The organism is Microbacterium sp. LKL04 (assembly GCF_900102005.1).
Classification (GTDB): Bacteria; Actinomycetota; Actinomycetes; order Actinomycetales; family Microbacteriaceae; genus Microbacterium.
Window position 1 is genome coordinate 479,192 of the sequence record NZ_LT627736.1, and the last position, 13,413, is coordinate 492,604.

Here is a 13,413-nt window from a genome sequence, read left to right on the forward strand (position 1 = left end):
GTGACGCCATGCGCATCGGCATCCCTACGGAAATCAAGAACAACGAGAACCGCGTGGCCATCACCCCCGCGGGGGTCGACGCACTCGTGGCGCGCGGTCACGAGGTGCTCGTGCAGTCCGGCGCCGGCGCAGGCTCGCGCATCGGAGATGACGCGTTCGCCGCGGCCGGTGCCGTCATCACCCCCGATGCGGAATCGACGTGGGGGAGGGCCGAGCTCGTCGTGAAGGTGAAGGAGCCGATCGCAGCGGAGTACCCCCACCTCCGTGACGATCTCACGCTGTTCGCGTACCTCCACCTGGCTGCGGATCGGCCGCTGACCGACGCCCTCATCTCCGCGGGGACCACGGCCGTGGCCTACGAGACCGTGCAGACCGCCGACCGCGCCCTTCCGCTCCTGTCGCCGATGAGCGAGGTGGCGGGGCGCATCTCCATCACGGTCGGCGCTCACACGCTCATGAGCGCGGCCGGTGGCCGCGGTACGCTGCTCGGTGGCGTCGCAGGCACGCCGAAGGCGAAGGTCGTCGTGATCGGCGGCGGCGTCGCCGGGGAGCACGCTGCGGCCAACGCGCTCGGCATGGGCGCGGACGTCACCGTCCTGGATGTGTCGCTGCCGCGGCTGCGTGAACTGGAGAAGCGCTACACGGGCCTTCACACCCGGGCGTCCACCCGCTTCGAGATCGCCGAGCAGGTGGCATCCGCCGATCTCGTGATCGGATCGGTCCTCATCCCGGGAGCGGCGGCGCCCAAGCTCGTGACGCTCGACATGGTTGCGGGGATGAAGGCGGGGGCGGTACTCGTCGACATCGCCATCGATCAGGGCGGGTGCTTCGAGGGATCGAGGCCCACGACCCATGACGACCCGACGTTCGCCGTCCACGATGCGGTCTACTACTGCGTCGCGAACATGCCCGGGGCGGTTCCCGAAACGTCGACGCGTGCTCTGACGAATGCGACCCTCCCTTACGTGACGGCACTCGCCGACCGCGGCTGGGATGCCGCGGCGGCCGCCGATCCTGCGCTCGCGAAAGGGCTCAACGTGCGTGGCGGGCGTGTGACCAACGAGGGCGTCGCGGCGGCCTTCGGGCTGGCTTACGACCCTGCCGGCGTCGGCGTCTGAGGACGCCGCGACCCGGTCGGGTCGGTGCGCGTCGCGCCGGGGCGGACCAGGTCGGGATCGGCGAAGAGCCACCCCGGACGCGGTTCGACGAGCGGTCGGAAGACGCGCCGAACCGGTTTCGACGCGAGCCCGACCGTGATCGCCGCGGACAGGAGTGCGACGAGGGGAAGCCACAGCCAGGTCGGGTCGAGGCCCCGGAGGATCCCCGATTCGCGCAGCGGGTAGAGCACGAACGAGTGCAGCAGGTACACGTACATCGTGTAACGCCCGATCGCCGTCCAGCGGTACTCCCGTCGGGGGACGAGGACGAAGAACGATGCGCTGAGCACGAGCGCGATGGCCATGAGCAGCAGACGGATGCCGCCGGCCCACCACTGCGTCCCGCCGAGATCGGCGTAGTCCTGTTCGTAGAAGAGCCACTGTCCGAGGTGCATGGTCGTGAGCTCGTCGACGAAGAGCCATGCGCAGACGCCCGCCGCGGCCAGGACGGCGGCGGCGGCGATCCGGAGCGAGACGCGTCGGCGGTGAAGGAATCCGTGCCGCTCCAGGAAGCCGTGCTGATGCAGCCACCAGCCGAGGGTGAAGAAGGGCAGCAAGCCGAGGGTCCGCGACAGGGAGAGTGTGGAGTCGACGTTCGGGAGGTAGCCGACCGAGATTGACACGACGAGCGCCCAGAGCAGCGGCATCCTGAGCAGTGCGAGGTAGGGGAGCACGAGTCGGAAGATCGCGAGGGCGAGCAGGAACCACAGCGTCCACGAGGGCTGCGTGAGGTTGGGGTTGGTGCGTCCTTCGACGAGCAGCTTCGTGAGGGTCCAGAGCCCGTCGAAGATGACGTAGGGGAGCACGATGTCGGTGAGGATGCGGACCATCCGGCGCCGGTTCGGCGGATCGGACCTCGAGAAGTACCCGGAGATCAGCGCGAACGCCGGCATGTGGAACGCGTAGATCAGGTAGTAGAGGCTCTGCGCGATGTCGGAGTCGTAGGTCAGGCGCTGGATCGCGTGCCCGAGGACGACGAGAAGGATGCAGGCGGCCCGGGCGTTGTCCCAGATGGGCACGCGGCGGGTGCGGCCGGGGGTGCTCATTCGGGCCAGCGTACCTGCGGGAATAACGTGGACGCTGAGACGTTGACTCCGGTATATTCACTTGCATGAATCGGACGCGATCCGTCCGGGAATCGAGAGAGACATCGTGAGCGACACCAACAGCACCGCCAGCTGGCCCGGGGTGCAGTTCGGCATCTTCACCGTCACCGACATCACGCAGGACCCGACCACGGGTCACACGCCCAGCGAGCGTGAGCGCATCTCGGCGACCGTCGAGATCGCCAAGCACGCTGAAGAGGTCGGCCTCGACGTGTTCGCGATCGGGGAGCACCACAACCCGCCGTTCTGGTCGTCCTCGCCGACGACGACGCTCGCGTACATCGCCGCGCAGACCGAGCGCCTCATCCTCTCGACCTCGACGACGCTCATCACGACCAACGACCCGGTGAAGATCGCCGAGGACTATGCGATGCTGCAGCACCTGTCGGGCGGGCGCATGGACCTCATGCTCGGCCGCGGCAACACCGGACCCGTCTACCCCTGGTTCGGCAAGGACATCCGTCAGGGCGTGCCTCTCGCGATCGAGAACTACGCGCTGCTGCACAAGCTGTGGCGCGAGGACGTCGTCGACTTCGAGGGCAAGTTCCGCACCCCGCTGCAGGGTTTCACCTCGACGCCGCGTCCGCTCGACGGAGTCGCCCCGTTCGTCTGGCACGGCTCGATCCGCACGCCCGAGATCGCCGAACAGGCGGCCTACTACGGTGACGGCTTCTTCGCGAACAACATCTTCTGGCCCGCCGAGCACTACCAGCGCCTCATCGGGCTGTACCGCCAGCGCTGGGAGCACTACGGCCACGGCGCCCCCGAGACGGCGATCGTCGGGATCGGCGGGCAGGCGTTCATGGCGAAGAACTCGCAGGATGCCGTCGCGCAGTTCCGCCCGTACTTCGACAACGCCCCCGTCTACGGTCACGGTCCGTCGATGGAGGACTTCTCCGCGATGACGCCGCTGACCGTCGGCTCGCCGCAGCAGGTCATCGACCGCTACGCCGGGATGCGCGACCTGTTCGGCGACTTCCAGCGGCAGCTGTTCCTCGTCGACCACGCCGGGCTTCCGCTCAAAATGGTCCTCGAGCAGCTCGACTTCCTGGGCGGCGAGGTCGTCCCCGTCCTCCGCAAGGAGCTCGCGGAGGACCGGCCGGCGATCGTCCCCGACGCGCCCACGCACGCGGCGCGGGTCGCGGCGACGTACGGCGACGGACCGGTGCGCGAGGCGCGTCCCCGCGCCAACCGCGGCGACAACCTGTCGGGTCCGAGTCCCTACCAGGACACCCCGACGCCCGTCGGCGCCGCGTTCGGTCTGGGTGGTGCACGATGAGCGCCCGCCGCATCGCGGTCGTGTCGGCGGGGCTGTCGAACCCCTCGTCGACGCGAATGCTGGCCGACAAGCTCTCGGCCGCCGTGCTGGCGGACCTGCGCGAGCGGGGGGTGGAGGCATCCGTCGACACCTTCGAACTGCGCGAGTACGCGCACGACATCACGAACAACCTGCTGACCGGCTTCGCGCCGCCCGCGCTCGAGACCATGATCAACACGGTGGTCTCGGCGGATGCGCTGATCGTCGTGACGCCGATCTTCTCGACGAGCTACTCGGGGCTGTTCAAGTCGTTCATCGACGTGCTCGACCCCGACGCCCTGCAGGGCAAGCCCGTGCTGATCGGAGCGAACGCGGGCACGGCCCGTCATTCGCTCGCCATCGACTACGCGATCCGACCGCTGTTCGCCTACCTGCACGCCGAGGCCGTCTCGACGGGCGTGTTCGCCGCGTCGTCGGACTGGGGCGCCCGTGCCGACGACGTGTCGCCCCTGTCGGCACGGATCGAGCGCGGTGCACGGGAACTGGCGGATGCCGTCACCCGACGCCCGGCGGAGGAGGCGCTCGACCCCTTCGACCCCGAGTCCTACCTCGGCAAGGGCGGATCCTTCGGCCACCTGCTGGGCGGCCTCTCGGGCGAATAGCCGTTCATCGCGTGCGGCGGCCCGCGAGCCGGGCCGCCGCCACGTCGATCACGAGTCCGAGCGCGATCGCGACGACGATCGAGGCGATGACGGCGACGATCGGGTTGTCCGGCAGCAGCGTGCCGATCGCGGCGCCGATGACGGCCTGGTAGACGGCCCACGCCGTCGCCGCGACGGCGACCGCCACGACGTAGCGACCGGGCGGGACCCGGGTGGCGCCCGCCGTGAGGTTGACCGCGAGTCGGGCGAACGGGATGAAACGGGCCGTGAAGACGACCGTCGCCGTGCCTTGGGCGAGTCGGGTGCCGGCCCACGCGAAGGCTGAGCGGACGCGGGGATGCCGCATCCACCGCCATCTGTCCACGCCTGCGACCCTGCCGATGCCGTAGCAGAGTGCGTCCCCGCAGAAGGCGGCGACGGCGGCGACGATGACGACGGCGACGAGCGGGGGACTGCCCGTGGCGGCGGCGAGCGCCCCCGTCGCTGTCACCGCCACCTCGCCGGGGACGATGACGAGCACTGCGTCGGCGAAGACGAGGGCGAACAGCGCGGGGAGCGCCCAAGGACTCGAGGCCACGCTCGTGAGGAGATCGCCGATCACGGCCCCTGCGTACCAGTGCGATGTGAACGCCGCGCGAACGCGAAGCCGGCGGGGAACGCTCCGGTGACGGCGAGACGAGAGGTGGATGAACAGTCCGCGATCCGGCGGTCTGAGCCCTGGCCCGCCCCGTGCACGCGGGCACCCTGGTCGTGTGAGAGTCGCGGTCGTCACCGAGTCATTCCTCCCGCACATGAACGGGGTCACCGGGTCCGTCCTCCAGATCCGGGAGCATCTCCAGCGCCGCGGGCACGACGTGTTCGTCGTCGCCCCGGGGGTCAGGCGGTACGACCTCGGGATGCCGGGCCGCGCCGTCGCGTCGATCCCGCTCCCGAAATACCCCGCTGTGCGGCTCGCGGTCCCGCCCGCGGCTTCGATCGCGCGCGACCTCGCACGCTTCGGTGCCGACGTCGTCCATCTCGCCTCGCCCTTCCTGCTGGGGTGGCAGGGCGTCATCGCGGCCGACTCGCAGCGTCTGCCGAGCGTCGCCGTGTATCAGACCGACGTCATCGCCTACGCGGGGCGGTACGGCGTCCCGCAGGCCACCGCGCTCGCCGAGGCGCAGGTGCGCCGGCTGCACCGGAGGGCCACTCTCACCCTCGCCCCCTCCGAGGCCGCGCGCGTCCAGCTCGCGGCGCTCGGCGTCGACCGCGTCGGCCTGTGGGGGCGCGGCGTCGACGGGCAGCGGTTCACCCCCGAGCGACGCGACGAGGCCTGGCGTGCCCGCATCGCCCCCGGCGAGGTGATCGTCGGGTACGTCGGTCGGCTCGCCCCCGAGAAGCAGGTGGAGGATCTGATCGCGCTCCGGGGGACCCCCGGCATCCGTCTCGTCATCGTCGGCGACGGCCCTGTGCGGTCATCGCTGGAGCGGCTCCTCCCGGAAGCCGTCTTCCTCGGACACCTCGACGGGGACGCGCTCGCGACGGCCCTGGCGTCGTTCGACGTCTTCGTCCACCCCGGTGAGAGCGAGACGTTCGGGCAGACCATCCAGGAGGCGCAGGCCAGCGGGGTCCCCGTGGTCGCGACGGGGACCGGCGGCCCGGTCGACCTCGTCCGCAGCAGCGTCGACGGATGGCTGTACCGTCCCGGGGACGCCGACGACCTGCGCGCTCGTGTCGTGGACCTCGCGGGCGACGATGCGAAGCGCCACGCCTTCGCCCACGCCGCGCGGACCGCGGTCGCCGGACGCACGTGGGACGCGCTCGCCGAGCGCCTGCTCGAGCACTACGACCGGGCCGCAATCCTCCATCGCCGGGATGCCGGGCGTCGCGTCGTCGCATGGCCCCGTCCGGACACGGTCACCCGACCCGCACCTGCGCGTCGATGGTCCCGCTACGTCGCGCTGGGGGACTCGATCACCGAGGGTCTGTGCGACACCTCCCGGATGCCGGCGGGGTCGTTCCGCGGCTGGGCGGACCGGCTGGCGCACCTGCTCGCACTGAGCGGCGGGGCTACCCGGCCGTTCCGCTACGCGAATCTGGCGGTCCGCAGCCAACGGGTCTCCCACCTGGTCGACGAGCAGCTGCCGCGATGCCTGGAGTTGCGTCCGGACCTCGTCTCGATCCTCATCGGAGCCAACGACCTCGTGCAGCCGGTGTGCGACCCCCTCTCCCTCGCGGCTGAGGTGGAGGATGCCGTCACGCGGCTCCGGAGCGCCGGGTGCGACGTGCTGCTGGCCACGATCTTCCTGCCCGACCGCCTGGCCGCACGCGTGTTCACGCGGCGGTTCGCGGTCTACAACGCCCGACTGCGTGCGGTCGCCGCCCGCACCGGGGCAACCCTTCTCGATCTCGCTGCGGACGTCGATCTCGCGAGGGTCGACGTGTGGGCGGACGACAAGGTGCACCTTCGTTCCCGCGGGCACCGCTCCGTCGCCTACCGCGCTGCCGAGGCGCTCGGCGTGCCCCACGCCGACGCTCTCGCCGACCTCGACGAGGCGTTCCACGTCGATGAGGACCCGCCGTCCTCCGGCACCTGGTTGCGCCGCGATGCCCTCCCGTGGATGTGGCGTCGGCTGCGGGGACGGACGGCAGGCGACGGCCGCTCCGCGAAGCTGCCCGACTACGTCGTCGTCGGGCGCCCCACGGGACACGCGGACGTCCGCAGGTAGCGGGCGGTCAGCGCACCCAGCGGTACTCCGCCTCAGGGCGGCCGGGAGTCCCGTAGCGCTGCGCACGCTCGGCGCGCCCCGCCTCGGCGAGGTGTTCGAGGTAGCGTCGCGCGGCGACCCGCGACATCCCGAGGCTGTCGGCGGCCTCTCTCGCGGATGCGGGTCCGGACCGCAGGAGCGCGCTCACCCTGTCCAGCGTCTCTGCGGACAGCCCCTTCGGAAGGGTGGGGGTCGGTGAGGTGCGGAGGGCGCCCACCATCGCATCGATCTCGGCCTGGGTCGCTGTCCCCGCGGCGAGCGAGAGTCGCTCGCGGAACCGCAGGTACTGCATCATCCGGTCGCGGAAGTCGCTGAAGGTGAACGGTTTCACGAGGTACTGCGCGGCGCCGAGGGCGATCACCTGACGGACGACCTCGGAATCCCTGACCGAGGTGATGGCGATCACGTCGACGGTGCCGGTGCGCGCCCGCAGGTGGCGGAGGACGTCGAGACCGGAGCCGTCGGGCATCGTCATGTCGAGGAGGACCAGATCGATCTCGCCCGCCCCGGGGCTGCCCAGGAGCGCGGAGACGGCGGCGCGCGCGCCCGTGCACTCCGCGACGACCTCGAAGCCGTCGAGCCGCTCGACGTAGCCGCGGTGCAGTTCGAGGGTCAGAGCGTCGTCGTCGACGAGCATGACGCCGATCATGCGTCACCCCGTGGGAGGATCACGCGGAAGGTCGTCGGGTCGGAATGCAGGGAGATCGTGCCCTCGGCCTCGTCGACGATCGCGCGGACGAGGGCGAGCCCGACGCCTCTTCCGGCCTTGCCTGCGGGCTTCGTCGAGAACCCGTGCTCGAAGATGCGGTCCGCGATGTCAGCGGGGATCCCGGCTCCGCTGTCGGCGACCTCGAGGGCGAGCTCGTCCTCGGTCGTGCGCGTCATCTGCACGTCGACCCACCGCGGCGGGGGAGCGGATGCCGCGGCATCCAGCGCGTTGTCGATGAGGTTGCCGACGACCGAGACCGCGTCGACGGGGGAGAGGACCGAGCGCGGAGCGTCGGCGTCGATGCGGGCGCGCCACTCGACGCCACGCTCGGCCGCCTGCGACGCCTTGCCGAGCAGGAGCGCACCGACGGTCGGATCGCCCTCACGGCGCGCCGCGACCTGGTCGACGAGGAGCTGACTCTGCCGCGCGTCCTCGGAGAGGATGTCGATCGCTTCGCGCGTGCGTCCGAGTTCGAGCAGGGCGATGGCCGTGTGCAGGCGGTTCCCGTGCTCGTGGGTCTGCGCCCGGAACGCGTCGCCGAGCGTTCGCATCGACTCGTAGGACGAGACGGCGTCGCGGACGGCCCCGGCGGGCAGGTCGCCCGCGACCCGACGGGTCACCCGGCGGGCGTAGACCGCGCCGGCGAGTCCCGCCGCCGCGAGGAGGACGGCGATGGCGACGGCGACGAGGATGCGCGGGCCGAGCGCCTCGGTGATCGAGCCGATCGTGACGCCGACCGAGACCCGTCCGACCACGACGCCGTCGGACTGGACGGGCACGATCGTGCGGACCGACGGTCCGAGCGTGCCGGTGAACTCCTCCGTGAGCGTGGCCGTCCCGGTCGGGATCGTCCCGATGTACGTCTTGCCGATGCGAGCCGGGTCCGGATGGGTGATGCGGATGCCGGCCGGGTCCATGATCGTGACGAAATCGACGCCGGCGTCCTTCGTGACCGCCTCGACCTCCGGCTGCAGGAGACGCGTCGCCGCGGCGCGGTCTCCGCGCGCGAGGGTATCGGCGACCCCGGTGCTGTCGGCGATCGTCTCGGCGACGGCGCGGGTGACACGCTCCGCCTCGGCGCGGGCGGCGCGCTGCCCCTCCCACAGAAGGATCCCCGCGATCGCCAGCGACAGGATCACGACGGCCGCGGCGACGGCGAGGAACACGCGGGATGCCGCGCTCGCTGCGCCTGATCGGGCCACATCGCCTCCTCTCGTCGATCTGCGACCAATACGACCACAACTGCTCGGGCGCGTGCACACGCGGCACGCTGATCCTCGTCGACACCGCCGTCGACTCCGACAACGACTGTCACCCAGGAGAGATCATGGCCCTCACATCCTCGTTCCGGCTCCCCGGATACAACCCGCGCCGGGGCAAGCAGGCGTGGGACAAGCACACATGGCTCTACGTCTCCGTCATCATCGCCGTCGTCCTCGGCTGCGTCGTCGGTCTGATCTGGCCCGCCTTCGGAGAGTCCCTCGAACCGGTCGGCAAGGCGTTCGTCAACCTCATCAAGATGATGATCGCGCCGATCATCTTCTGCACGATCGTCGTCGGTGTCGGGTCGATCGCGAAGGCAGCCACGGTCGGTCGCATCGGCGGCCTCGCCCTGCTGTACTTCATGGCCATGTCGACCTTCGCCCTCGCGATCGGTCTCGTCGTCGGCAACATCATCCACCCGGGTGAGGGCCTGAACATGCAGAACGCCCAGTACGACGCGGGCGACACGAGCGAGGCGAAGACGACGACCGAGTTCATCCTCGGCATCATCCCGACCACGTTCTTCTCCGCCTTCACCGGCGAGAGCGTGCTGCAGGTCCTCTTCATCGCGCTGCTGGTCGGCTTCGCTCTGCAGAAGATGGGCGCGAAGGCCGAGCCCATCATGAATGCGGTCAAGAACCTCCAGGCCCTCGTCTTCCGCATCCTGGGCATGATCCTCTGGCTCGCCCCGATCGGTGCGTTCGGCGCCATCGCCGCCGTCGTCGGCAAGACCGGGTTCGCGGCGATCGTGAGCCTCGGCATCCTGATGATCGCCTTCTACATCACGTGCATCGTCTTCATCGTGGGTGTGCTCGGCACGATGCTCTACGCCGTCGCCCGGGTCAACATCTTCCAGGTCATGAAGTACCTCGGGCGCGAGTACCTCCTCATCGTCGGCACGTCCTCGAGCGAGTCGGCCCTGCCGCGCCTCATCGCCAAGATGGAGCACCTCGGCGTCTCCAAGCCGGTCGTCGGCATCACGGTGCCCACCGGCTACTCGTTCAACCTCGACGGCACCGCGATCTACCTGACGATGGCCTCGCTGTTCATCGCGACCGGGCTCGGCGCCCCGATGTCCATCCCCGAGCAGATCGGACTCCTCGTCTTCATGATCATCGCCTCCAAGGGCGCCGCGGGCGTCACGGGCGCGGGTCTCGCGACCCTCGCCGGCGGCCTGCAGGCCTACCGTCCCGACCTGGTCGACGGCGTCGGCGTCATCGTCGGGATCGACCGGTTCATGTCCGAGGGGCGTGCGCTGACGAACTTCACCGGCAACGCCGTCGCCACCCTCCTCATCGGGACGTGGACCAAGCAGATCGACCGCGAGCAGGTGGCGGCCGTCCTCGCCGGCCGCCGCCCGTTCGACGAGGCGACGTTGACCGCCCACGGCGTCTCGGATGACACCGGTGCCGTCGACACCTCCGGACTCAACGACGCCGCGCTCGCCGAGGCGGAGGCCAAGGAGGAGCGGGCCCGCGCGCGCCGCGCCGATCTCGGCAGCTGACACGCGACTGTCACGACGAAGGCCCGGACGCCACTCGGCATCCGGGCCTTCGTCGTGTCGTGCTCAGCCGCTCTTGCGTCGGAACTCGCGCTTGGTGACCGCACCGTGCGTGCCGTGCACGGCCGAATCGCCGTCCAGGTGGGCCTCGCCCTGCCGGGTGCGCGAGTTCTTCTTCTCGAGCGCCTCGCGGAATTTCCGCTTCATGTCATCGGATGCCGCGTCCGCGGTCTTCTCGTCGTCGCTCATCCCGCCACGATACGCACCGAAGGGGGTGCGCTGATAGGCTGGCTCGGGTTGTCCGCGGTTCTGTTCGCGGCATCCGCTCAACTTCACAGTGAGCTCATGGAGCAGGCCCGGCAGGAAGCTGGTCCCCTGTGGTGGATTCCCATCCCGTTCCGGCGGATGGTGGTCTTCGACTGGTGGCCAGCGCAGGCGGACTTCGCGGACGTCTCCGCGCGCCCATAACTGCCTGTTCCTGCTCCTTCGCACGATCTCGTGCGCGAAACGCGCGTGCGAGTCTAAACAAAGAAGGAGAGACCTCTTGGAAGGTCCAGAAATCACCGCCGCCGAAGCCGTTCTCGACAACGGCCGTTTCGGCACCCGCACCGTCCGGTTCGAGACCGGACGACTGGCACAGCAGGCGCAGGGCGCCGTTGCCGCTTACCTCGACGAAGAAACCATGCTCCTGTCGGCCACCAGCGCCGGCAAGCACCCCCGTGAGGGCTTCGACTTCTTCCCGCTGACCGTCGACGTCGAAGAGCGTTCGTACGCCGCGGGCAAGATCCCCGGTTCGTTCTTCCGTCGCGAGGGCCGCCCCTCCACCGAGGCGATCCTCGTCTGCCGCCTCATCGACCGGCCGCTGCGTCCGTCGTTCGTCGACGGCCTGCGCAACGAGGTCCAGATCGTCGTCACGGTCCTCTCGATCGCACCCGGCGAGTACTACGACGCCCTTGCGATCAACGCGGCCTCCGCGTCGACGCAGATCTCCGGTCTGCCCTTCTCGGGTCCGATCGCCGGTGTGCGCCTCGCGCTCATCCCCGGCCACGGCGAGCACGCCGACCAGTGGGTCGCGTTCCCGAACCAGGCTCAGGTCGAAGAGGCCGTCTTCGATCTGATGGTCGCCGGTCGCGTCCTGCCCGACGGCGACGTCGCGATCATGATGGTCGAGGCCGAAGCCACCGAGAACAGCTGGAACCTCATCAAGGGCGGCGCCGTCAAGCCGAGCGAAGAGATCGTCGCCGGCGGCCTCGAGGCCGCGAAGCCGTTCCTCAAGCAGCTCGTCGAGGCGCAGGCTCAGATGGCTGCCTCCTCGTCGCGCGAGCCCGGCGTCTACCCGGTCTTCGCCCCGTACAGCTCCGAGGTCTACGACTTCGTCGCCGGCCGCGCGTACGACGACCTGGTGAACGTCTACCAGATCGCCGACAAGCAGGAGCGTCAGGCAGCCGATGACAAGGTCAAGGACCGCGTCAAGGCCGAGCTGATCGCCGCCGTCGAGGCCGAACAGCTCCCCGCCGGTGCGCCGATCGAGTTCGCTGCGGCGTACAAGTCGGTCACAAAGATCGTCGTTCGCGGCCGCATCCTCTCCGAGGGCGTCCGTATGGACGGTCGTGGGCTCGCCGACATCCGCCCGCTCGACGCCGAGGTGCAGGTCATCCCGCGCGTTCACGGCTCGGCGGTCTTCCAGCGCGGCGAGACCCAGATCATGGGCGTCACCACGCTGAACATGCTCAAGATGGAGCAGCAGATCGACTCGCTGTCGCCCACGACGAGCAAGCGCTACATGCACCACTACAACTTCCCGCCCTACTCGACCGGTGAGACCGGCCGTGTCGGCAGCCCGAAGCGTCGCGAGATCGGGCACGGCTTCCTCGCCGAGCGCGCCCTCGTGCCGGTGCTGCCCAGCCGCGAGGAGTTCCCGTACGCGATCCGTCAGGTCTCCGAGGCGCTGAGCTCCAACGGCTCGACGTCGATGGGCTCGGTCTGCGCCTCGACCCTGTCGCTGCTGAACGCGGGTGTGCCGCTGCGCGCCCCCGTCGCCGGTATCGCCATGGGTCTCGTCTCCGACGAGGTCGACGGCCAGACGCGCTACGCCGCGCTGACCGACATCCTCGGCGCCGAAGACGCTCTCGGCGACATGGACTTCAAGGTCGCCGGAACGAGCGAGTTCATCACGGCCATCCAGCTCGACACGAAGCTCGACGGCATCCCGTCGTCGGTGCTCGCGGCCGCGCTGACCCAGGCCAAGGAGGCTCGCCTCACGATCCTGAACGTCCTGAACTCGGCGATCGACGCTCCCGACGAGATGGCGCCCACCGCGCCCCGCGTCATCAGCGTTCAGATCCCCGTCGACAAGATCGGCGAGCTGATCGGCCCCAAGGGCAAGACGATCAACGCGATCCAGGACGAGACCGGTGCGCAGATCTCGATCGAGGACGACGGCACCGTGTACATCGGCGCTGTCGACGGACCCTCGGCAGAGGCCGCCCGTGCGCAGGTCAACGCGATCGCCAACCCGACCAACCCCGAGGTCGGCGAGCAGTTCCTGGGCACGGTCGTCAAGATCGCGACCTTCGGTGCGTTCGTCTCGCTCCTGCCGGGCAAGGACGGCCTGCTGCACGTCAGCGAGGTCCGCAAGCTCGCCGGCGGAAAGCGCGTCGAGAACGTCGAGGACGTGCTCGGTGTCGGACAGAAGATCCTCGTGCGCATCACGAAGATCGATGACCGCGGCAAGCTCTCGCTCGAGCCCGTCGTCGAGGAGTCGGCTCCGGCCGGCGACGCGGCGGCCGAGGCGCCCGCCGAGGCCTGAGCCACGCTCTGGCGAACGCCCGTCCTCTTCGGAGGGCGGGCGTTCGTCGTGTCGGGACGCTCAGTCGATCCGGTGGGATCGAACCGTTATGGAAACGTCACCCGTTGTCTCGCGCGCGTCCGCGTCGGGTCTGAGGGCTGTTCTACCCTCGGAGAGAGCGCATCGGAGGATGCGTGGGCACGCGAACCCCCGAGCGCTCCG

The 13,413-nt window shown here is 69.9% G+C and carries 11 protein-coding genes; 6 read left to right on the plus strand and 5 right to left on the minus strand.

What is annotated here, in order from left to right:
• Positions 1-8: 8 nt before the first annotated feature.
• Positions 9-1,118 carry an alanine dehydrogenase gene (gene ald / locus BLP38_RS02410; RefSeq protein ID WP_091359444.1) on the plus strand — a complete coding sequence of 370 codons (1,110 nt, stop codon included), beginning with the start codon at positions 9-11 and terminating at the stop codon, positions 1,116-1,118.
• Here ald and BLP38_RS02415 read toward each other — a convergent pair.
• On the minus strand, positions 1,091-2,203 hold the full coding sequence (locus BLP38_RS02415; RefSeq protein ID WP_091352320.1) for an acyltransferase family protein: 1,113 nt from the start codon (positions 2,201-2,203) through the stop codon (positions 1,091-1,093). The two genes, ald and BLP38_RS02415, sit on opposite strands and share 28 nt — an antisense overlap.
• Before the next feature lie 142 nt (positions 2,204-2,345).
• Here BLP38_RS02415 and BLP38_RS02420 point away from each other — a divergent pair, with 142 nt between their 5' ends.
• A complete protein-coding gene (locus BLP38_RS02420; protein WP_091359447.1) occupies positions 2,346-3,542 on the plus strand; it encodes an LLM class flavin-dependent oxidoreductase in 1,197 nt (398 codons plus the stop codon).
• Positions 3,539-4,183 (plus strand): FMN reductase, encoded by a 645-nt coding sequence (locus BLP38_RS02425; protein WP_091352323.1) that lies wholly within the window; start codon positions 3,539-3,541, stop codon positions 4,181-4,183. Before BLP38_RS02420 ends, BLP38_RS02425 begins: the two co-directional genes overlap by 4 nt.
• A gap of 4 nt (positions 4,184-4,187) precedes the next feature.
• Here the strand turns inward: BLP38_RS02425 and BLP38_RS02430 are convergent, their stop codons facing one another.
• Positions 4,188-4,784: a DedA family protein gene (locus BLP38_RS02430; RefSeq protein ID WP_091352327.1), complete on the minus strand. Its 597-nt coding sequence runs from the start codon at positions 4,782-4,784 to the stop codon at positions 4,188-4,190.
• 151 nt (positions 4,785-4,935) lie between these two features.
• On the opposite strand from BLP38_RS02430, the gene BLP38_RS02435 reads away from it, so the two are divergent.
• Complete coding sequence (locus tag BLP38_RS02435; protein ID WP_091352330.1) at positions 4,936-6,891, plus strand: GDSL-type esterase/lipase family protein; 1,956 nt, start codon at positions 4,936-4,938, stop codon at positions 6,889-6,891.
• Positions 6,892-6,898: 7 nt separating this feature from the next.
• Here the strand turns inward: BLP38_RS02435 and BLP38_RS02440 are convergent, their stop codons facing one another.
• Both BLP38_RS02440 and BLP38_RS02445 read right to left on the minus strand, forming a co-directional pair.
• Positions 6,899-7,579, minus strand: coding sequence for a response regulator (locus BLP38_RS02440; RefSeq protein ID WP_091352332.1), 681 nt, complete (start codon positions 7,577-7,579; stop codon positions 6,899-6,901).
• Positions 7,576-8,841, minus strand: a complete 1,266-nt coding sequence (locus tag BLP38_RS02445; RefSeq protein WP_091352335.1) for a sensor histidine kinase — start codon at positions 8,839-8,841, stop codon at positions 7,576-7,578. The genes BLP38_RS02440 and BLP38_RS02445 overlap by 4 nt, the downstream gene beginning before the upstream one ends.
• Positions 8,842-8,966: 125 nt before the next feature.
• On the opposite strand from BLP38_RS02445, the gene BLP38_RS02450 reads away from it, so the two are divergent.
• A complete protein-coding gene (locus BLP38_RS02450) occupies positions 8,967-10,406 on the plus strand; it encodes a cation:dicarboxylate symporter family transporter (protein ID WP_091352339.1) in 1,440 nt (479 codons plus the stop codon).
• 63 nt (positions 10,407-10,469) lie between these two features.
• Here the strand turns inward: BLP38_RS02450 and BLP38_RS02455 are convergent, their stop codons facing one another.
• Complete coding sequence (locus tag BLP38_RS02455; protein ID WP_091352343.1) at positions 10,470-10,652, minus strand: DUF5302 domain-containing protein; 183 nt, start codon at positions 10,650-10,652, stop codon at positions 10,470-10,472.
• 295 nt (positions 10,653-10,947) lie between these two features.
• On the opposite strand from BLP38_RS02455, the gene BLP38_RS02460 reads away from it, so the two are divergent.
• Positions 10,948-13,212 (plus strand): polyribonucleotide nucleotidyltransferase, encoded by a 2,265-nt coding sequence (locus tag BLP38_RS02460; RefSeq protein WP_091352346.1) that lies wholly within the window; start codon positions 10,948-10,950, stop codon positions 13,210-13,212.
• The last annotated feature ends 201 nt before the right edge of the window (positions 13,213-13,413 follow it).